Origin of the sequence: Streptomyces dryopteridis, from assembly GCF_049606955.1 — a bacterium.
In the GTDB taxonomy this organism is placed as follows: domain Bacteria; phylum Actinomycetota; class Actinomycetes; order Streptomycetales; family Streptomycetaceae; genus Streptomyces.
Window position 1 is genome coordinate 2,902,108 of sequence record NZ_CP187113.1, and the last position, 20,471, is coordinate 2,922,578.

Genomic DNA, 20,471 nt, shown 5'->3' on the forward strand with positions numbered 1-20,471 from the left:
GAAATTCACCCTGAATCAGGCATCCCGACTGCTGCGAACCGGTGATGTGACGCCGGTCACCGCCCCATCCCTTGTCGCGTGCGGCGGCCCGTTCTATCGTCTGGATGTATCGAGTCGATACATCAGCTCGACACAATGACTCGGGACGGAGGGGGAACGGACGAGTGAGCAGACGCTCAGGCATCCTCGAGTTCGCCGTCCTCGGCCTGCTTCGCGAATCCCCCATGCACGGCTACGAGCTGCGCAAGCGGCTCAACACGTCGCTGGGGGTGTTCCGTGCGTTCAGCTACGGGACGCTCTACCCCTGCCTCAAGACCCTGGTCGCCAACGGATGGTTGATCGAGGAACCGGGAAACGCCCCCGAGGACGCGCTCGCCGCGTCACTCGCGGGGCGCCGGGCCAAGATCGTCTACCGGTTGACGGCAGCGGGGAAGGAGCACTTCGAGGAGCTGCTCTCCCACACCGGCCCCGACACCTGGGAGGACGAGTCTTTCGCCGCCCGGTTCGCGTTCTTCGGTCAGACCGAACGCGAGGTGCGCATGAGGGTGCTGGAAGGGCGTCGCAGTCGACTGGAGGAACGCCTGGAGAAGATGCGCGCCTCCCTCGCCCGAACCCGGGAGCGACTCGACGACTACACCCTCGAACTCCAGCGCCACGGCATGGAGTCGGTGGAGCGCGAGGTGCGCTGGTTGAACGAGCTCATCGAGAGCGAGCGGGCCGGCCACGATCGGCGAAAGCCCGGCCCGTCCGACGAAACCGCAAATTGAGACCGCGCCTGCCGCGTGGTCTCGTGAGAACGAACAGGGAGCAACCGAAATGGGTTCGGTTCGCGTAGCCATCGTCGGCGTGGGCAACTGCGCCGCCTCGCTGGTGCAGGGCGTCGAGTACTACAAGGACGCCGATCCGGCCGGCAAGGTCCCCGGCCTGATGCACGTCCAGTTCGGCGACTACCACGTGGGTGACGTCGAGTTCGTCGCCGCCTTCGACGTGGACGCCAAGAAGGTCGGTCTGGATCTCGCGGACGCCATCGGCGCCAGCGAGAACAACACCATCAAGATCTGCGACGTCCCCACCACCGGCGTGACCGTGCAGCGCGGCCACACCCTGGACGGCCTGGGCAAGTACTACCGCCAGACCATCGAGGAGTCCGAGGAGACCCCCGTCGACATCGTGCGGGTCCTCAAGGACCAGCGCGTGGACGTCCTCGTCTGCTACCTGCCCGTCGGGTCCGAGGACGCGGCGAAGTTCTACGCCCAGTGCGCCATCGACGCCAAGGTCGCCTTCGTCAACGCCCTCCCGGTGTTCATCGCGGGCACCAAGGAGTGGGCCGACAAGTTCACCGAGGCCGGTGTCCCGATCGTCGGCGACGACATCAAGTCGCAGGTCGGCGCGACCATCACGCACCGCGTGATGGCCAAGCTGTTCGAGGACCGCGGCGTCCGCCTGGAGCGCACCATGCAGCTCAACGTGGGCGGCAACATGGACTTCAAGAACATGCTGGAGCGCGAGCGCCTGGAGTCCAAGAAGGTCTCCAAGACCCAGGCCGTCACCTCGCAGATCCCCGACCGCGACCTGGGCGAGAAGAACGTCCACATCGGTCCCTCGGACTACGTGGCCTGGCTCGACGACCGCAAGTGGGCCTACGTCCGCCTCGAAGGCCGCGCCTTCGGCGACGTCCCGCTGAACCTGGAGTACAAGCTGGAGGTCTGGGACTCCCCGAACTCCGCCGGCGTGATCATCGACGCGGTGCGCGCCGCGAAGATCGCCAAGGACCGCGGCATCGGCGGCCCGATCCTCTCGGCGTCCAGCTACTTCATGAAGTCCCCGCCGGTGCAGTACTTCGACGACGAGGCGTTCGCCAACGTCGAGAAGTTCATCAAGGGCGAGGTCGAGCGCTGATCCCCTCCCCGTCCCCGCGCCCGAGCACCCGGGCGCGCGCCGGACGGGGACCGCGAAGCCGCCCCGACCAAGGGTTCTTCGCCGGTTGTTTCGCGGAGGGTCCCCGGACGAACTGTCCGGGGACCCTCCGCGTGTGTGAACCTTTCCCTCATGGCTGTCGTCGGTGACCTGCGCGCGTTGGCGCGACTGCGGGACTTCAGGAACCTGCTCGGGGTCCGGCTGCTCTCCCAGGCGGCCGACGGGGTCTTCCAGGTGGCGCTGGCCACCTACGTGGTGTTCTCCCCCGAGAAGCAGACCTCGCCGGGCGCGATCGCCTCCGCGATGGCCGTGCTGCTGCTGCCGTACTCCCTGATCGGCCCCTTCGCCGGGGTCCTGCTCGACCGCTGGCGGCGGCGCCAGGTCTTCCTGCACGGCAACCTGCTGCGGGCCGCGCTGGCCTGCGTGACCGCCGTGCTGATCGTCTCCCACGTGCCGGACTGGCTGTTCTACGCCTCCGCCCTCTGCGTCACGGCCGTGAACCGCTTCGTGCTGGCCGGGCTCGCGGCCTCGCTGCCCCGGGTGGTGCCCGCCGAACGGCTGGTCAGCGCCAACGCCCTCTCCCCCACCGCCGGCACCCTCGCGGCCACCGCCGGCGGCGGCCTCGCCTTCCTGCTGCCCCTGCTCGGCGCCGACTCCGGGGCCTGGGTGGTGCTGCTCGGCGCCCTGCTCTACCTGGGCGCCGGACTGCTCTCGCTGCGGCTGGCGGTGGACCTGCTCGGGCCCGACCACGGACCCGAGCACCGGCACCCGGCCCTGGTCGAGGGGGTCGCGCTCACCGCGCGCGGCATGGTCGAGGGCCTGCGGCACCTCGCGGCCCGGCGGCCGGCCGCCCGCGCCCTCACCGCCATGACGCTGATGCGCTTCGCGTACGGGGCCCTGACGGTCATGCTGCTGATGCTCTGCCGGTACGCCTGGGGCGACGGGGGCAGCGACGGGCTGGCGCTGCTCGGGGTGGTCGTCGGGATCTCCGGCGCCGGGTTCCTCGCCGCCGCGATCGTCACCCCGGCCGCCGTGAACCGCTGGGGCACCGGCGGGTGGATCGCCCGGCTCGCGGCCGCGGCGGCCGTGCTGGTGCCGGCCCTCGGCCTCTTCTTCGCCCCCGGACCGATCCTCCCGGCCGCGTTCCTGCTGGGCCTGGTCACCCAGGGCGCCAAGATCGCCACCGACTCCGAGGTCCAGTTCCGCGTGGACGACGACTACCGGGGCCGGGTCTTCTCCGTGTACGACGTGCTCTTCAACGTGGCCTTCGTCGGCGCCGCCGCCGTCTCCGCCCTGATGCTGCCGGTGGACGGGCGCTCGGCGGTCCTGGTGCTCTTCGTCGCGGTGATCTACGCGGCCACCGCCCTCGGCATGGCCCGGGCCGAACGCGCCGCACGGACAACGGTGCCCCGTGAGACAGGGGCCGCGTGAGCCCGTGTTTCACGTGAAACACGGGGCCGCGCCGCCGCCTGTTTCACGTGAAACAAGCGCCTCGTGCCCTCAGCCCTGGGTCGCCCACCACTCCTTCAGCGCCGCTTCGGCGGCCTCGGGCGCCATCGGGCCGTTCTCCAGCCGCAGCTCCAGCAGGAAGGCGTACGCCTTGCCGATCACGGGGCCGGGGCCCACGCCCAGGACCTCCATGATGCGGTTGCCGTCGAGGTCGGGCCGGATCGAGTCCAGCTCCTCCTGCTCCTGGAGCACGGCGATCCGCTCCTCCAGCCCGTCGTAGGCGCGGGAGAGCGCGGATGCCTTGCGCTTGTTGCGGGTGGTGCAGTCGGACCGGGTCAGCTTGTGCAGCCGGGAGAGCAGGGGACCGGCGTCCCGGACGTACCGGCGGACGGCGGAGTCGGTCCACTCGCCCGCGCCGTAGCCGTGGAAGCGCAGGTGCAGCTCGACCAGGCGCGAGACGTCGCGGATCATCTCGTTGGAGTACTTCAGCGCCGTCAGCCGCTTCTTGGTCATCTTCGCGCCCACCACCTCGTGGTGGTGGAAGGAGACCCGGCCGTCGCCCTCGAACCGGCGGGTGCGCGGCTTGCCGATGTCGTGCAGCAGGGCCGCGAGCCGCAGCACCAGGTCCGGGCCGTCCTCCTCCAGGTCGATCGCCTGCTCCAGCACGATCAGGGAGTGGTCGTAGACGTCCTTGTGCCGGTGGTGCTCGTCGCTCTCCAGGCGCAGCGCGGGCAGCTCGGGCAGCACCCGGGCGGCCAGGCCGGTGTCGACGAGCAGCGCGAGACCCACCCGGGGGTGGGCGGAGAGCAGCAGCTTGTTGAGCTCGGCCTGCACCCGCTCGGCCGAGACGATGTCGATCCGGTCCGCCATGTCGGTCATCGCGGCCACCACCTCGGGGGCCGGCACGAAGTCGAGCTGGGCGGCGAACCGGGCCGCCCGCATCATCCGCAGCGGGTCGTCCGAGAAGGAGTCCTCGGGGGTGCCCGGGGTCCGCAGCACCCGCGCGGCCAGGTCCTCCAGGCCGTGGTGCGGGTCGACGAACTCCTGCTCCGGCAGGGCCAGCGCCATCGCGTTCACCGTGAAGTCCCGGCGGACCAGGTCCTCCTCGATGGAGTCGCCGTAGGAGACCTCGGGCTTGCGGGAGGTCCGGTCGTAGGACTCCGAGCGGTAGGTGGTGATCTCGATCTCGAAGGTCTTCTCGACCCCCTCGACCACCGCCTTGCGGTGGCAGCCCACGGTCCCGAAGGCGATGCCCACGTCCCAGACCGAGTCGGCCCAGGGCCGCACGATCCGCAGCACGTCCTCCGGACGCGCGTCCGTGGTGAAGTCCAGGTCGTTGCCGAGCCGACCCAAGAGCGCGTCCCGGACCGAGCCCCCGACCAGGGCCAGGCGGAAACCGGCCGCCCGGAAACGGCGGCCCAGCTCGTCGGCGACGGGGGCGAGGCGCAGCAGGTCGTCGACGGCGCGCCGCTGGACCTGGCTCAGGGCACTGGGGGAGTGTTCGTTGGCGTTCGGCACAACAGAAAAGGGTACGTGGCCCGCCCGCCTCCGGTCGCCCCGCTTTCCCCCGCGCACCGCCCGACCGCCCGGGGACACCCCGCCGGACCGCCCCGACCCGTGCGGCCCGATCATGTGGAGCAGCGTGCGGCACTCGCGCACAGCGCCCCTCGTTACCATGCGTGGACGCAGGAACGACGACCACTGACACTTCGACGGACGGACGAACGCGTGGCGGAACCGGCAGACACCCCGGGGAAAGCCCCCCTCCCTGCCCGCCGCCGGTGGTTCCGGCGCGTCGCCGTCCTGCTCGCCGGCACCCCCGTGTTGATCTCCGTCGTGCAGGTCCCGGCCGCTCCCGCGCAGGCCGCACAGGGTGACCCGGTCGACGTCTCGCTCTCCGAGTTCTCCCCCGGCGCCCCCGTGAAGGGGGACACCCTGACCGTCTCCGGGCAGATCGTGAACAAGGGCAAGGAGGCCATCACCGGCGGCCGGATCGGCCTGCGCGTCGGCGAGGCGCTCACGGACCGTGACGCCGTGGAAGCGGCCGGCGAACAGCGGACCCGGAGCGGGTGGGAGAGCCCGGACCTGGACAAGGACCTCTCCGTCGAACTGCCCGCCGTGCCGGCCGGCGCGGGCCGCGAGTTCACCCTGCGGATCCCCGTGGCCAAACTGCCCGTGGACAAGGACGGGGTCTACCCGATCGGCGTGACCGTGTCCGGCGGCACCGCGAACCGCCCCGCGCCCCGCGTGCTCGGCGTGGAGCGCACCCTGCTGCCCTGGCAGCCGGAGACCTCCGGGAAGACCTCCGAGACGGCCTGGCTGTGGCCGCTGATCTCCACCGCGCACGTCACCGCGCAGACCCGCTCCGACGAGGTGCGCACCCCCGTCTTCGCCAACGAGGACCTCGCCGACGAGCTCCGCCCGGGGGGCCGGCTGGAGCGACTGGTGGCCCTCGGCGAGCGGCTCCCGGTCACCTGGGTCGTCGACCCCGACCTGCTGGCCACCGTGGACGCGATGGCGCAGGGGTACGAGGTGCAGGGAGCCGACGGACGCACCGTGCCGGGGGCGCACAAGGCGGACGCGGCCCGCTGGCTCACCGCCCTGCAAACCGCGGTGCGCGGGAAGAAGGTGGTCGCGCTGCCCTTCGCCGACCCCGACCTGGCCTCCCTCGCCCACCGCGGCAAGGACGTGTCCGGCAGCCTGGGCCAGCTCCGGCCCGCCACCGACAAGGCCAAGCAGGCCGTCGAGGTGGTGCTGCACGTGACCCCGTCCACCGACTACTCGTGGCCGATCGAGGGCGCCGTCGACCCCGCCATCGTCAACGTGGCCGGCTCCGCCGGGGCGCACGCCGTGCTGGCCCGCGGCGACAGCATCAAGGAGAGCCCCTCCCTGGGCCACACCCCCAGCGCCGCCCGGCCGATCGGCGGCGGCACCACGGCCGTGGTCGCCGACGCGCGGATGTCCACCGCCTTCGACGGGGACATGCTCAGCGCCGGGAACTCCGTGCTCGCCGCCCAGCAGGCCCTCGCGCAGAGCCTCGCCATGAACCTGGAGTCGGTGGACGGCCCGCGCGGCTTCCTCGTGGCCCCGATGCGGATGCCCACGGCCAGCCAGGCCCACACCATGGCCGAGGTGATCGGCACCCTCGCCGCGGGCCGCTGGACCAAGCCCGCCGACCTGGACACCGTCACGCGGATCAAGCCCGACCCGGGGGCCGCGACCCGCGTGCCCGGCACCGGCTCCTACCCCGACGAACTGCGCGAGACCGAGCTGCCGACCACGGCCTTCGAGCAGATCCGCACCACCCAGCGGACCCTGGACCACTTCCAGTCGATCCTGTCCGAGCCCGGCCGGGTCACCATCCCGTTCGGCAACACGATCAACCGCGAGATGTCCACGTCCTGGCGCGGCCGGGCCGGCGAGGCCCGCACCTACCGGGAGCAGTCCCAGGACCACCTGGTCGCCCTCACCGAACGGGTGCGTCTGATCCCGAAGTCGGACGCCACCCTCTCGGGTCACAACGCCACCATCCCGATCACCGTCGAGAACAACCTGGTGCAGGACGTGAACGGGCTCGTGCTGCGGCTGAAGTCCGCCAACCCGACCCGGCTGATGTTCGACGACAGCGGGGAGGTCGAGCAGGAGATCACCGTGCAGGGCGGGCACCGGCAGTCCGTGAAGATCTCCGCCAACGCCACCGCGAGCGGCCCCGTCGAGGTCACCGCGCAGCTCTACACCCGTGACGGGCTCCCCTACGGCAAGGAACGCCGGTTCACCGTCGAGGCCACCGAGATCACCTCCACCGTGATGCTCGTCATCGGCGGCGGGGTACTGCTCCTCGTCCTGGCGGGCATCAAGATGTACGCCAGCCGCAAGCGCGCGGCGGCCCGCGCGGCCGGCTCCGAGGACACGCAGCCGAGTGACGAAGGCACGGACACCGGACCGCAAAGCACCGGCACCGCCGGATCGGGTGAGAAAGTGGACCGTTGAGCGATGCCGTGGCCGATCGGGCCTGGGGACGATGAGGTGGGGTTTCGATGAACGCGCCGTACGACGGTGACCGGGCGCAGCAGGGTGGTGGCCCGGCGCCCGCGCAGGACGGCACGCCCCCGGGCACTCCGGTGCCCGGGCAGGTCCCGCCGCCCCCCGCGCACCCCGGCCCGTACCCGTACCCGCCGACCGGCCCCGAGGACGCGCCCCGGCAGCCCGACGGCACCCAGCAGCCCGGCACCCCGTACGGCAGCGGCCCGCTGCCCGGCACCGCGCGGCCCGCGCCCGGCGCGCCGACGGCCCCGGAGCCGGACCCGTACGTCCGGGACGCCTACGCCCCCGACCCCTACCGCTCCCAGGACCTGTCGGCCCAGGACCCGGTGACGGAGGCCCTGTACGACCGGGCCTCCCACCCGCCCCCGCCGCCGGGCACCTTCCGCGAGGCCGGTCCGCTGTACGGCGCCCCGCGGCCCGAGCAGAACGCCCCCGATCCCCGGATCTGGGCGCAGACCCCGCCGCCCGAGCCGGACGGGCCCTCCCGTCGGATGCCCTACGGGGACCACGCGACCACCACCGAGTTCGTGGGGGTCGACGCGCTGGTGACCCGGGCCGGCGAGACCGAGCCCGCCGAGCGCGACGCGTTCCAGCACCTGTACCGCGACCAGCAGGCCGTGCCCCGGCCCGCGCGGGTCGAGGACGCGCCGGTCGCGGCCCCGGCCCCGACCAAGCCGGCCGGGAAGGCCGCCGGGCTGCTCAAGTCCAGCGCCCTGATGGCCGCGGGCACGATCGTCTCCCGCATCACCGGCTTCGCGAAGACCCTGGTCATCGCCGCCGCGATCGGCCTGGGCACCTTCAACGACGGCTATCAGGTCGCGAACACCCTGCCCACGATGATCTACGTGCTGGTGGGCGGCGGCGCGCTGAACGCCGTGTTCATCCCGCAGCTCGTGCGGGCCATGAAGAACGACGCGGACGGCGGCGAGGCGTACGCCAACCGCCTGCTGACCCTGGTCGTGGTGCTGCTCGGGGCGGTGACGGCGGTCTGTGTGCTGGCCGCCCCGGTGTTCATCACGATGATGTCGCCGAAGATCGCCTCGGACCCCCGGCAGATGGAGGTGGCGGTCGCGTTCGCCCGCTACTGCCTGCCGACCATGTTCTTCATGGGGATCCACGTGGTCCTCGGGCAGATCCTCAACGCGCGCGGCCGCTTCGGCGCCATGATGTGGACCCCGGTCCTCAACAACATCGTCGTCATCGCCACCTTCGGCGCGTTCATCTGGGCCTTCGGCACCTCCGCCGAATCCGGCGTCGACGCCACCACGGTCACCCCCGAGGGGCTGCGGCTGCTCGGCCTGGGCACCCTGCTCGGCCTGGTGGTGCAGGCCCTGGCGATGTTCCCGTACCTGCGGGACACCGGCTTCCGGCCCCGGCTGCGCTTCGACTGGCGCGGGCACGGCCTGGGCAAGGCGGCGCGGCTGGCGAAGTGGACCTTCTTCTTCGTGCTGGCCAACCAGGCCGGTCTGGTCGTCGTGACCCAGCTGGCCACCTGGGCCGGTTCGGTGGCCGCGGGCCAGGGCCACGAGGGCACCGGCATCACCGCCTACAACTACGCCCTGCTGCTGTGGCAGATGCCGCAGGCCATCATCACCGTCTCCGTGATGACCGCCGTCCTGCCCCGGATCTCCCGCTCGGCCAGCGACGGGGACGCCGGCGCGGTCCGCGACGACATCTCCTACGGGCTGCGCACCTCGGCCGTCGCGATCGTGCCCTGCGCCTTCGCGTTCCTCGCCCTGGGCGTGCCGATGGCGACCCTGCTCTACGGCAGCGCCGGTTCCGGCGCGCAGAACATCGGCTACGTGCTGATGGCCTTCGGCCTCGGGCTCATCCCGTACTCCGTGCAGTACGTGGTGCTGCGCGGGTTCTACGCCTACGAGGACACCCGCACCCCCTTCTACAACACCGTCATCGTGGCCGCGGTCAACGCGGCGGCCTCGGCCGCCTCCTTCTTCCTGCTCCCCGCCCGCTGGGCCGTGGTCGGCATGGCCGCCTCCTACGGGCTGAGCTTCGCGGTCGGCGTCGGGGTGGCCTGGAAGCGGCTGCGCGTCAAGCTCGGCGGCGACCTCGACGGCGCCCACGTCCGGCGCACGTACACCCGTCTGGCGGGCGCGTGCGTACCGGCCGCGGCGGTCGCCGGCGCCGGTGCCTGGGGGCTCACCCGGGTCCTGGGCAACGGCGCGCTCGGCTCGACGGTGGCCCTGCTGGCCGGGCTGATCCTGCTGGCCGGCGTGTTCCTCGTGACCGCGAAGCGGATGCGGGTCGAGGAGCTCAACTCGATGGTCGGGATGGTGCGCGGACGGCTGGGACGCTGATGCGCGCGCCCCGCACGCCCCCTCGCGTGTCGTGCGCCGTGCCGGACTGTGGGCACAATTGGCATGGCTTCGCAGACTGGCCCAGAGCGTTCAACGGATGGGGAGGCAGGGACGACGGTGGCGGAACGTAGCACGGCTGCCGTCGACGTGGCCGACAACGGCGGGACCCGACCGCCGACCGCTGACGCGGACCGGGCCACGGCCGACGGGGCGGACAAGAGCGGCGGCCTCGACGAGACCGCGAACACCGAGCCGGACGCGCCCGCCGAGGGCGCGGCCGGCACTCCGGAGCCGGCCGACCGGGCACCGGCCGCGGCCCCCGCGAAACGGACCGGCCCCACCGGCTCGGGACCCGATCCGCACAGCGGGCACAAGCTCGCCCGCCGGTACCGGCTGGAGGAGTGCGTCACCCGGCTCGACGGGTTCAGCTCCTGGCGGGCCGTCGACGAGAAGCTGCGCCGCGCCGTCGGCGTCCACCTGCTGCCGGCCGACCACCCCCGGGCCCGGTCCGTCCTGGCGGCGGCCCGCTCGGCCGCACTCCTCACCGACCCCCGGTTCGTGCAGGTCCTCGACGCCGTCGAGGAGAACGAGCTGGTCTACGTGGTCCACGAGTGGCTGCCCGACGCCACCGAACTCGGCGCGGTCCTCGCGGCCGGCCCCATGGAGCCCTACGAGGCCCACCAGCTCGTCCTCCAGGTCTCCCAGGCGATGGCCGCCGCGCACCGCGAGGGCCTGTCCCACCTGCGGCTGACGCCGAGCGCCATACTCCGCACCTCCACCGGCCAGTTCCGCATCCGGGGTCTGGCCGTGAACGCGGCCCTGCGCGGCATCACCGACCCCGCGCCGCACCGCACCGACACCGAGGCCATCGGCGCCCTGCTGTACGCGTCCCTGACCCAGCGGTGGCCCTACGAGGAGGACGCCTACGGGCTGACCGGCCTGCCCAAGGGGGTCGGCCTGATCGCCCCCGACCAGGTGCGGGCCGGGGTCCACCGGGGGCTGGGCGAACTCGCGATGCGGGCCCTGGCCAACGACGGGGCCACCGCCTCCCGCCAGGAGCCCCCGTGCGTCACCCCGGAGGAGCTGGCGAAGGCGGCCGCCGGGCTGCCCAGGATCGCCCCGCCGGAGCCGGCCTTCTCCCCCACCCCGGACTTCCGCGGCGGCTACCAGCAGGGAGCGCACGGCAGGCCCGGCGGCATCGGCGGCCCCACCGTCGCCGTGCCCGTGCCGCCCCCGCCGCCGCTCCAGAGCACCTCCGGGAAGGTCCTCAAGTGGGGTGTGGTCGCCCTGCTCGTGGTCGCCGTGGGCCTGGGCAGCTGGCAGCTGGCCACCGTCCTGATCCGCAACGACCCCAGCGACGGCAACACCCCGTCCACCAGCACCAGCGACAAGGCCACCACCAAGCCCACCCCGGTGGCCCTGCCGATCAAGGACGCCGCCGAGTACCTCCCGGGCGGCCTGTCCGCGCAGAACCCCGACGGGGTCCGCAACACCTACGACAAGGACTCGAACAGCTACTGGCGGTCCAAGAGCTACGTGGACGGCCCGAAGATGGGGATCTACCGCCCCGGCGTCGGACTGGTCTACGACCTCGGATCGGAGCAGGAGGTCACCGGCGCCTCGATAGCGCTCCGGTTCGGCGGTGACCACACCACGGGCACCCTGTACGCGGCCACGAGCATGTCCCCGAGCGGCCCGGTCACGGCGCTGCCGGAGATCGCGTCGGCCACCACCCAGGCGAGCCCGCTCACGCTCAACGCCAAGAAGCCGGTCAAGACCCGCTACGTGGTGCTGTGGATCACCGCCATGCCCTACGCCGGCAACACCGAGTTCAGTGATCCGGGGTACAAGCAGTACATCACCGACGTGAAGTTCACCGGCTTCACGGGCTGACCGCGCGGCAGGGGGGCTCACCGTTGGACGAGGGCGCCGACCTCGACGAGGAAGACGACCGCACGCTGATACGCCGGCACGTGGCCGGCGACGGCCGGGCCTTCGGCGAGCTGGTGCGCCGGCACCGGGACCGCCTGTGGGCGGTGGCCCTGCGCACCCTCGGGGACCCCGAGGAGGCCGCCGACGCGGTCCAGGACGCCCTGGTGTCCGCCTACCGCGCGGCCCACACCTACCGGGGCGAGGCGGCCGTCACCACCTGGCTGCACCGGATCACCGTCAACGCCTGCCTTGACCGGGCCCGCAAGGCCGCCGCCCGGCGCGCCGACCCCGTCGCCGACCCGGTCGCCCTGGAGCGGCTGCTGGAGCCCCACGAGTCCGCCGAGGCCCCCGCCGAACGCGAGGACCTGCACCGCGAACTGCTGGCCGCCCTGCGGCTGCTCCCGCCCGAGCAGCGGGCCGCCCTGGTGCTCGTGGACATGCAGGGCATGCCGGTGGCCGAGGCCGCCCGCGTCCTCGACACCCCGACCGGAACCGTCAAGAGCCGCTGCGCGCGGGGGCGCGCGAAACTCCTGCCGCTCCTCACTCATCTGCGCGGCGACGCCGTGGATAACCCGGTGTCGGAGCGGGGAAGGAACCGGACGCCGGGGACATCCGTCCCACCCACGGCCGGCCGCACGCCGGCGACCGGGACGGGTGACGACCCGGGGGCGAGCGGCGCGACGGTGGACGGCGGCACGGTGGACAGCGACACGGTGAAGGGCGGAGGTGGACGAGCGTGACCTCCACGACCGGCACGATCGGACACCCGGACGTCTCGGAGATCTCCGACCTGGCCGAGGGGCTCCTGCCCCCGGCCCGCACCACCGAGATCCGCGAGCACCTCGCCGGCTGCGCCCTGTGCGCCGACGTCCGGGATTCCCTCGACGAGATCCGGGCCCTGCTCGGCACCCTGCCCGGACCACCCCGGATGCCCGCCGACATCGCCGGCCGGATCGACGCGGCCCTGGCCGCCGAGGCCCTGCTCGACGCCACGGCCCCCCGCCCCGCCGCCGAGCGTGTTTCACGTGAAACACGCTCGGGAGAGGGCCCCCGCGCCCCGCGCCCGACGACGGCCCCCCGCGCCCCCGAGGTCGCGGCCGGCGGGCCGGGCCGCACCCGGCGGCGCCGCACCGCGCGCCTGGCCCTCTTCGGCACGGCGGCGGCCGGGCTCGTCGGCGTGGTCCTGTGGGGGGCCCTCGGCTCGAACCCGGGCTCCGGCACGGCCCCCCAGGCCGTGCGCCAGGACCGCGCGGCGGCCGAGGCGGCCGCGGGCTTCTCCGCCGAGAGCCTGCCGGACACCGTCCGCAACCTGCTGACCGCCGCCCCCGAGGCCCTGGTCCCGCAGAAGCGCACCGCCCCCGACCAGGGCGCGGCCGGCATCGACAGCACTCCCTCGGCGGCCGCCGGCCAGGGCGGCACCGACACCGGGGCACCCGGCTGCGTACTCGCCGGCGCCGGTCGCACCGACCCCCCGGTGGCCGCCGAATCGGGCAGTTGGGCGGGCCGCCGGGCCTGGCTGGTGGTCTTCGCGCACCCCGGCGACAGCGCCCGCGTCGACGCCTGGGTGATCGACTCCCGGTGCGCGGACCGCCCCGACACCGGGCCCGCCCCCGTGCTGCACCGCGCCACCCTGCCCCGCCCCTGACCCCGCCCGATCGGGCGTGCCCCACGCCACACGGGGATCCGGGGAATGCTCGCGCCGTAGGATCCGTTGGGAGGGGGTGACAGGCCGATCCGACCCCCCAGGCAGCAGGCAAGTCCGCAGAGACGAGGAACACACCCGTGAGCGACGTTCGTAACGTGATCATCATCGGATCCGGGCCGGCCGGGTACACCGCCGCCCTGTACACCGCGCGCGCCTCGCTCAACCCGCTGGTCTTCGAGGGTGCCGTCACCGCCGGTGGCGCGCTCATGAACACCACCGAGGTGGAGAACTTCCCGGGCTTCCGCGACGGCATCATGGGCCCCGAGCTCATGGACAACATGCGCGCCCAGGCCGAGCGCTTCGGCGCCGAGCTGGTCCCGGACGACGTGGTCGCCGTGGACCTCACCGGTGAGATCAAGACCGTGACCGACACCGCCGGCACCGTGCACCGCGCCAAGGCCGTGATCGTCACCACCGGCTCGCAGCACCGCAAGCTCGGCCTCGCCAACGAGGACACCCTCTCCGGCCGCGGCGTGTCCTGGTGCGCCACCTGCGACGGCTTCTTCTTCCGCGAGCACGACATCGCCGTGGTCGGCGGCGGCGACACCGCGATGGAGGAGGCCACCTTCCTCTCGCGCTTCGCCAAGTCCGTCACGATCGTGCACCGCCGCGACAGCCTGCGCGCCTCCAAGGCGATGCAGGAGCGCGCCTTCGCCGACCCGAAGATCAAGTTCGCCTGGGACAGCGAGGTCGCCGAGATCCACGGCGACGGCAAGCTCAGCGGCCTGACCCTGCGCGACACCAAGACCGGCGAGACCCGGGAGCTGCCCGTGACCGGGCTGTTCATCGCCGTGGGCCACGACCCGCGGACCGAGCTCTTCAAGGGTCAGCTCGACCTGGACGCCGAGGGTTACCTCAAGGTCCAGGCCCCCTCCACCCGCACCAACGTCACCGGGGTCTTCGCGGCCGGCGACGTGGTGGACCACACCTACCGTCAGGCCATCACGGCCGCCGGCACCGGGTGCTCCGCCGCCCTCGACGCCGAGCGGTTCCTGGCCTCCCTGACGGACGCGTCCGACGCGGCGGCCGAGACCGCCGCGGTCTGACCACCAGCACCACCCCACACCCCTACCCCGCGCACCCGAAGGAGCCAGCCGTGGCCGGCACTCTCCAGGCAGTCACCGACGACACATTCGAGGCCGAGGTCCTCAACAGCGACAAGCCCGTTCTCGTCGACTTCTGGGCTGCCTGGTGCGGCCCGTGCCGTCAGATCGCGCCCTCGCTCGAGGCCATCGCCGCCGAGCACGGCGACAAGATCAAGATCGTCAAGCTGAACATCGACGAGAACCCGGGCACCGCCGCCAAGTACGCGGTCATGTCCATCCCGACCCTGAACGTCTACCAGGGTGGCGAGGTCGCCAAGACCATCGTGGGCGCCAAGCCGAAGGCCGCGATCCTGCGCGACCTCGACGAGTACGTGAACCCCACCGCCTGACGGCGTTGTTTCACGTGAAACGGGGCCGTCTCCCTCGGGAGGCGGCCCCGTTCCGCGTGTTCGGACCGCTCACAGCGGATGCGGCACGGGCTCCTTGCGGGCCCCGCCGAGCAACCGGTCCAGCGCGGGCTCCACGGCCTCCTTCCAGGAGATCGTGGACCGCAGCTCCAGCCGCAGCCGGGGGTGGACGGGATGGGGTCGCACGGTCTTGAAGCCCACGGCCACCAGGTGGTCGGCGGGCCACAGGCAGCCGTCCGCCTTGGGACGCACCTCCCCGAACGCCTCGACGGCCCGGAACCCCCGGCGCACCAGGTCCTTGGCGGCCGTCTGCGCGAGCACGCGTCCCAGCCCCTGCCCCCGGTACCCCGGAGCGATCCGGCCGGTGATCAGCTGCACGGCGTCCGGGGCGATCGGGCCGGTGGGGAAGGAGGCGGACCGCGGCACGTAGGCGGGCGGGGCGTAGAGCACGAAGCCGACGGGGGTCTCGTCCACGTAGGCCACCCGGCCGCAGGAGCCCCAGTCCAGGAGCACCGAGGAGATCCACGCTTCCTTCTCCGGCTCCGCCCGGCCGCAGGTGACGGCGGCGTCGCCGCTGACCGGGTCCAGTTCCCAGAAGACGCAGGAACGACACCGCGTCGGCAGGTCCGGGAGATTGTCCAGCGTGAGAGGCACCAGCCGACGACCCATGTCTCGCAGCGTACAAGGCCGAAGGGCGGGTCGCACCGGTGATCGACCGGGTGCGACCCGCCCTCACGGCGAGCGGGGGATCAGCCCTCGGGGTTGAGCACCCGGCCCTCGCCGGGGGCCAGGGTGCCGAGGATCCGCTCCAGGTCCTCCATCGAGGCGAACTCGACGGTGATCTTGCCCTTCTTCTGCCCCAGGTCCACCTTGACCCGGGTCTCGAAGCGGTCCGAGAGGCGGGTGGCCAGGTCGTTCAGGGCCGGGGCGACCCGGCTGCCGGCGCGCGGCCGATTCGGCTTCGCGGGGGCCTGCTCCTCCCCGTCCATCAGCGCGACGATCTCCTCCACGGAGCGCACCGAGAGGCCCTCGGCCACGATCCGGTGGGCCAGCCGGTCCTGCGCGGCCGGGTCGGCGACCCCGAGCAGGGCGCGGGCGTGACCGGCGCTGAGCACCCCGGAGGAGACCCGGCGCTGGACCGGCGGGGAGAGCTTCAGCAGCCGCAGGGTGTTGGTGACCTGCGAGCGCGAGCGCCCGATCCGGTCGGCCAGCCGCTCGTGCGTGCACCCGAAGTCCTTGAGGAGCTGGTCGTACGCGGCGGCCTCCTCCAGCGGGTTGAGCTGGGCCCGGTGGATGTTCTCCAGCAGGGCGTCCAGCAGCAGCTTGCCGTCCTCGGTCTCCCGGACGATCGCGGGGATGGACTCGAAGCCGGCCTCCGTGCAGGACCGCCAGCGCCGCTCGCCCATGATCAGCTCGTACCGGGGCTCGCCGTCCTCGTCCGTCCCGGCGGGGCGGACCACGATCGGCTGGAGCAGACCCACCTCCTGCACCGAGTGCACCAGCTCGGCGAGGTCCTCCTCGTCGAAGACGGTGCGCGGCTGGCGCGGGTTGGGGCGGATCGCCTTGATCGGCAGCTCGGCGAACCAGGCCCCGGCCACCCGGGCCGGTTCGGGTTCGGCGGCCGGGGCCGGCACGGGAGCGGGCAGGACGGCCGTGTCACGGGCGGCCTCGCGCTGCCCGAGCCCGGCGAGCTTGGCGGCGGCCGGCCCGCGCTCGGCGGGCACGCCCGCGGAGAAGGTGGTCCCGGCGGGCACCCCTTGGGGTTCCTGGCCGGCCGAGGGGATCAGTGCCGCGAGACCCCGCCCCAGACCCCTGCGTCGTTCGCTCACTGCTTCTCCTCGATGTTCTCTGAGCCGATGGGCTCCGCGCCCACGTGGGCGTGGATGCCGTTGTAGGTGATGCCGGCCCCTCGGAAGGCGATCTCCCGGGCCGCCTCCAGGTAGGAGAGGGATCCGGTCGAGGAGGGGTCGTAGGTGAGGACGGTCTGGCCGTAGCTCGGCGCCTCGGAGATCCGGACGGACCGGGGGATGCTGGTGCGCAGCACCTCCTGGCCGAAGTGGCTGCGGACCTCCTCCGCCACCTGGGAGGCGAGCCGGGTGCGGCCGTCGTACATGGTGAGCAGGATCGTGGAGACGTGCAGGTGCGGGTTGAGGTGGGAGCGCACCAGCTCGACGTTGCGCAGCAGCTGCCCGAGCCCCTCCAGCGCGTAGTACTCGCACTGGATCGGGATGAGCACCTCGGCGCCGGCGACGAGGGCGTTGACCGTCAGCAGCCCCAGGGAGGGCGGGCAGTCGATCAGGATGTAGTCGAGGGGCTGCTCGTATGCCTGGATGGCGCGCTGGAGCCGGCTCTCGCGGGCCACGAGGGAGACGAGTTCGATCTCGGCGCCGGCCAGGTCGATGGTGGCGGGGGCGCAGAACAGGCCCTCCACGTCCACCACCGGCTGGACCACCTCCATCAGGGGGCGTCCCTCGACCAGCACCTCGTAGATGGAGGGCACGTCGGCGTGGTGGTCGATGCCCAGGGCGGTGGAGGCGTTGCCCTGCGGGTCGAGGTCGATGACCAGCACCCGGGCCCCGTTCTGGGCCAGGGCGGCGGCGATGTTGACCGTGGTGGTGGTCTTGCCGACGCCGCCCTTCTGGTTGGCGACGATCATCGTCCGGGTCCGGTCCGGGCGGGGGAGTTCGATCCCCGGCCAGGCCGTCTCGCCGACCGAGGGGGTCGGGATCTCCGCGGTGGCGGTTCTGCTCGGACCCTCCGTCGGCGCGCCGTCCCGCGGGGCGTCGACGTGGGGGGATGTGGTGCGGGGGCCGGGGACCGGTTCGGCCATCGGCCCCGCGAGGTTGGCGTCGGACCGCACGGTCTCACTCTCCTCGGCATCGGGCTCTCGACAGACAGAGCCTGCCATGCCGGTGGCACCGGGAACCAGCGGCCCCCGCCCGCCTGTGGACGGACGGGCCGGTGTGGAAAACTCCCTCACCGGTTCGGGTGAGTCACCGCGACGCGGACGGTCGGTGGACACGATGCGGGCCCGGGTGATGATCCCGTGGAGCAGAGAGCGCTGTTTCACGTGAAACACGATGCACGGGCGGCCCTGACCGCCCGCCACGACACTCCGAAATCAGCATCCATCGGACAAAATCGCCCATCCCGCAGGGGGGATCAACGGCGCCGACGAACCCGTCCGGCCCGCGCGGCCTTGGCCCGCTTCGCCGCGAACCGCACCCCGCCGGGGCTCTCGCCCACCTCCACGCGCACCACGGTGGAGAGCGGGTCCACGATCCCCTCGCCCACGTGCAGCACCGAGGTGTCCACGACGCCGAGCTTGCTCAGCGCGGCCTTCGCCGCCACCAGCTCCTCCTCGGCCGTGTCCCCCTTCAGCGCGAGCATCTCGCCGTAGGGGCGCAGCAGCGGGACGCCCCAGCCGGCCAGCCGGTCCAGCGGCGCGACCGCGCGGGCGGTGACCACGTGCACCGGGGGCACCTTGCCGAGCATCTCCTCGGCCCGTCCGCGCACCACCGTGACGTGGTCGAGCCCGAGGAGCTCCACCACCTCCTGGAGGAAGTTGGTGCGGCGCAGCAGCGGCTCCAGCAGGGTGATCCGCAGATCGGGCCGGGCCAGGGCCAGCGGGATGCCGGGCAGGCCGGCGCCGGAGCCCACGTCGCAGACGGTGACCCCTTCGGGGACCGCCTCGGAGAGCACCGCGCAGTTCAGCACGTGCCGCTCCCACAGGCGGGGCACCTCGCGGGGGCCGATCAGGCCCCGCTTCACGCCGGCGTCCGCCAGCAGCTCCGCGTAGCGGACGGCCTCCGGGAACCGGTCGCCGAACACCTCGCGCGCCACCTCGGGCGCCGGGGGAAGCTCAGAGCCTTCCGGCTCCGGGGGGAGCTGGTCCGCTTCCGTCACGGGATCCGTCCTTCCGTACCGCACTCGCGTATTCAGGGCTGACAAGGTTCGGCCCCGCCTGACGCGCAGACGGGGCCGATCACTGCAGGTGGGTCGATCAGGCCGGCAGCACGACGACGAAGCGCTGCGGCTCCTCGCCCTCGGACTCGCTGCGCAGTCCGGCCGCGGCCACCGCGTCGTGGACCACCTTGCGTTCGAAGGGGGTCATCGGCGCGAGCTTGAGCGGTTCCCCGGAGCTGCGGACGTCGGCCGCGGCCTTGGCGCCGATCTCCGCGAGTTCCTTGCGCTTCTCGGCTCGGAACCCGGCGATGTCCAGCATCAGTCGGCTGCGGTCCCCGGTCTCCCGGTGCACGGCCAGACGGGTCAGCTCCTGGAGGGCCTCCAGGACCTCGCCGTCCCGGCCGACGAGCTTCTGCAGCTCGCGGCCGGCGCTGTCGCTGATGATCGACACCGCGGCGCGGTCGGCCTCGACGTCCATGTCGATGTCGCCGTCGAGGTCGGCGATGTCCAGCAGACCCTCGAGGTAGTCCGCCGCGATCTCACCCTCCTGCTCCAGGCGGGTCAGGGTGTCGCCGCCCTCGGCGATGGCGGGGGTGGTGCCGTCCGTCACGGGATGGACTCCTTCGTCAGTTCTTGGAAGAGGGCTTGGGGGGCGTGGTGCGCCGCGACTTCGACTGCCGCTTGGGCTGTTGCCGCTTCGCACCGACCCCGGCGCCCGGACCGCCGCCGGCGGTGTCGGCGTCCGCCGTGGGCTCGACGCTCTTGACCACCGAACCGTCGGTCTGGGCGGCCATGCCCTGCTTCGACAGCGCGGAGATGAACTTGCGCTCGTTGTCGTTGCGGTCCGGGCCCTTGGCGACGATCGCCGCGACGATCTTCTTCGCGCTGCGGCCCTTCAGCTCACCGTGGGTGGTGACCTTCTTGACCAGACGGGTCAGGTACTGGTCCTGGGCCTTGCTGCCAGGGGTCGGGTTCTGGTTGATCACGTACATCTGCTGACCCATGGTCCACAGGTTGGTGGTCAGCCAGTAGACCAGGACGCCGACGGGGAAGTTGATGCCCATGACGGCGAAGATCAGCGGGAAGATGTACATGAGCATCTTCTGCTGCTGCATGAAGGGCGTCTTGACCGAGAGGTCGACGTTCTTCTGCATGAGCTGGCGCTGCGTGTAGAACTGCGACAGCGACATCATGATGATCATGACGGCGGTGACCACGCGGACGTCGGTGAGCGAGGCGCCGAGCGCGGCGACCTTCTCCTGGCTGTCCATGAACTTCACGGCGAGCGGGGCACCGAAGATGTGCGCCTGACGGGCGCTCTCCAGCAGCGGCTGGTCGATCTTGCCGATCGTGGTGCCGTTGGCGATGCTCGCGAGCACGTGGTAGAGCGCGAAGAAGAACGGGGACTGCGCCAGGATGGGCAGGCACGAGGAGAGCGGGTTCGTACCCGTCTCCTTGTACAGCTTCATCATCTCTTCGGACTGGCGCTGCTTGTCGTTCTTGTAGCGCTCCTGGATCGCCTTCATCTTCGGCTGGAGCGCCTGCATGCCCCGGGTCGCCTTGATCTGCTTCACGAAGAGCGGGATCAGGCAGATCCGGATCAGGATCACCAGGGAGACGATGGACAGGCCCCAGGCCCACCCGGTGTCCGGGCCGAAGACCGCCCCGTAGACCTTGTGGAACTGCACGATGACCCAGGACACGGGCCAGGTGATGAAACTGAACAGACTGGCAATCGAGTCAACCACTA

Annotated in this window: 17 protein-coding genes; 10 read left to right on the forward strand and 7 right to left on the reverse strand. The window is 72.3% G+C overall.

Annotated features, from left to right (window positions below; translation table 11 throughout):
* Positions 1-164 precede the first annotated feature (164 nt).
* From ACN20G_RS12335 to ACN20G_RS12345, 3 genes are all read left to right on the forward strand, one after another.
* Entirely contained in the window at positions 165-767 is a 603-nt protein-coding gene (locus tag ACN20G_RS12335) for a helix-turn-helix transcriptional regulator (RefSeq protein ID WP_424212800.1), read from the forward strand.
* Positions 768-816: 49 nt separating this feature from the next.
* Positions 817-1,899 (forward strand): inositol-3-phosphate synthase, encoded by a 1,083-nt coding sequence (locus ACN20G_RS12340; RefSeq protein ID WP_424212801.1) that lies wholly within the window; start codon positions 817-819, stop codon positions 1,897-1,899.
* A gap of 150 nt (positions 1,900-2,049) precedes the next feature.
* Positions 2,050-3,348 (forward strand): MFS transporter, encoded by a 1,299-nt coding sequence (locus ACN20G_RS12345; RefSeq protein ID WP_424212802.1) that lies wholly within the window; start codon positions 2,050-2,052, stop codon positions 3,346-3,348.
* A 69-nt stretch (positions 3,349-3,417) separates the two neighbouring features.
* On the opposite strand, the gene ACN20G_RS12350 is transcribed toward ACN20G_RS12345, so the two are convergent.
* Positions 3,418-4,884, reverse strand: a complete 1,467-nt coding sequence (locus ACN20G_RS12350) for a CCA tRNA nucleotidyltransferase (RefSeq protein WP_424212803.1) — start codon at positions 4,882-4,884, stop codon at positions 3,418-3,420.
* A 210-nt stretch (positions 4,885-5,094) separates the two neighbouring features.
* Here ACN20G_RS12350 and ACN20G_RS12355 point away from each other — a divergent pair, with 210 nt between their 5' ends.
* From ACN20G_RS12355 to trxA, 7 genes are all read left to right on the forward strand, one after another.
* The gene (locus ACN20G_RS12355; protein WP_424212804.1) at positions 5,095-7,356 is read left to right on the forward strand and encodes a DUF6049 family protein; all 2,262 of its coding nucleotides are present in this window, start codon (positions 5,095-5,097) and stop codon (positions 7,354-7,356) included.
* A gap of 47 nt (positions 7,357-7,403) precedes the next feature.
* A complete protein-coding gene (gene murJ / locus ACN20G_RS12360) occupies positions 7,404-9,725 on the forward strand; it encodes a murein biosynthesis integral membrane protein MurJ (protein WP_424212805.1) in 2,322 nt (773 codons plus the stop codon).
* 117 nt (positions 9,726-9,842) lie between these two features.
* Complete coding sequence (locus tag ACN20G_RS12365; protein ID WP_424212806.1) at positions 9,843-11,618, forward strand: protein kinase family protein; 1,776 nt, start codon at positions 9,843-9,845, stop codon at positions 11,616-11,618.
* Positions 11,619-11,641: 23 nt separating this feature from the next.
* Positions 11,642-12,397 carry an RNA polymerase sigma factor SigM gene (gene sigM, locus ACN20G_RS12370; RefSeq protein WP_424212807.1) on the forward strand — a complete coding sequence of 252 codons (756 nt, stop codon included), beginning with the start codon at positions 11,642-11,644 and terminating at the stop codon, positions 12,395-12,397.
* A complete protein-coding gene (locus ACN20G_RS12375; RefSeq protein WP_424212808.1) occupies positions 12,394-13,302 on the forward strand; it encodes a zf-HC2 domain-containing protein in 909 nt (302 codons plus the stop codon). Before sigM ends, ACN20G_RS12375 begins: the two co-directional genes overlap by 4 nt.
* A 137-nt stretch (positions 13,303-13,439) precedes the next feature.
* Positions 13,440-14,408, forward strand: coding sequence for a thioredoxin-disulfide reductase (trxB, locus tag ACN20G_RS12380; protein ID WP_424212809.1), 969 nt, complete (start codon positions 13,440-13,442; stop codon positions 14,406-14,408).
* A gap of 50 nt (positions 14,409-14,458) precedes the next feature.
* On the forward strand, positions 14,459-14,797 hold the full coding sequence (trxA, locus tag ACN20G_RS12385) for a thioredoxin (protein ID WP_424212810.1): 339 nt from the start codon (positions 14,459-14,461) through the stop codon (positions 14,795-14,797).
* Between the two features lie 69 nt (positions 14,798-14,866).
* On the opposite strand, the gene ACN20G_RS12390 is transcribed toward trxA, so the two are convergent.
* The 6 genes from ACN20G_RS12390 to yidC all read right to left on the reverse strand — a co-directional run bounded on the left by ACN20G_RS12390 (position 14,867) and on the right by yidC (position 20,469).
* Positions 14,867-15,484 carry an N-acetyltransferase family protein gene (locus ACN20G_RS12390; protein ID WP_424212811.1) on the reverse strand — a complete coding sequence of 206 codons (618 nt, stop codon included), beginning with the start codon at positions 15,482-15,484 and terminating at the stop codon, positions 14,867-14,869.
* Positions 15,485-15,564: 80 nt separating this feature from the next.
* On the reverse strand, positions 15,565-16,644 hold the full coding sequence (locus ACN20G_RS12395; RefSeq protein ID WP_424212812.1) for a ParB/RepB/Spo0J family partition protein: 1,080 nt from the start codon (positions 16,642-16,644) through the stop codon (positions 15,565-15,567).
* Complete coding sequence (locus tag ACN20G_RS12400; protein WP_424212813.1) at positions 16,641-17,723, reverse strand: ParA family protein; 1,083 nt, start codon at positions 17,721-17,723, stop codon at positions 16,641-16,643. The genes ACN20G_RS12395 and ACN20G_RS12400 overlap by 4 nt, the downstream gene beginning before the upstream one ends.
* A gap of 254 nt (positions 17,724-17,977) precedes the next feature.
* Complete coding sequence (gene rsmG / locus ACN20G_RS12405; RefSeq protein WP_424212814.1) at positions 17,978-18,745, reverse strand: 16S rRNA (guanine(527)-N(7))-methyltransferase RsmG; 768 nt, start codon at positions 18,743-18,745, stop codon at positions 17,978-17,980.
* Positions 18,746-18,818: 73 nt separating this feature from the next.
* Positions 18,819-19,331 carry a protein jag gene (locus tag ACN20G_RS12410; protein ID WP_424212815.1) on the reverse strand — a complete coding sequence of 171 codons (513 nt, stop codon included), beginning with the start codon at positions 19,329-19,331 and terminating at the stop codon, positions 18,819-18,821.
* Positions 19,332-19,347: 16 nt separating this feature from the next.
* Entirely contained in the window at positions 19,348-20,469 is a 1,122-nt protein-coding gene (yidC, locus tag ACN20G_RS12415; protein ID WP_424212816.1) for a membrane protein insertase YidC, read from the reverse strand.
* Positions 20,470-20,471: the final 2 nt, after the last annotated feature.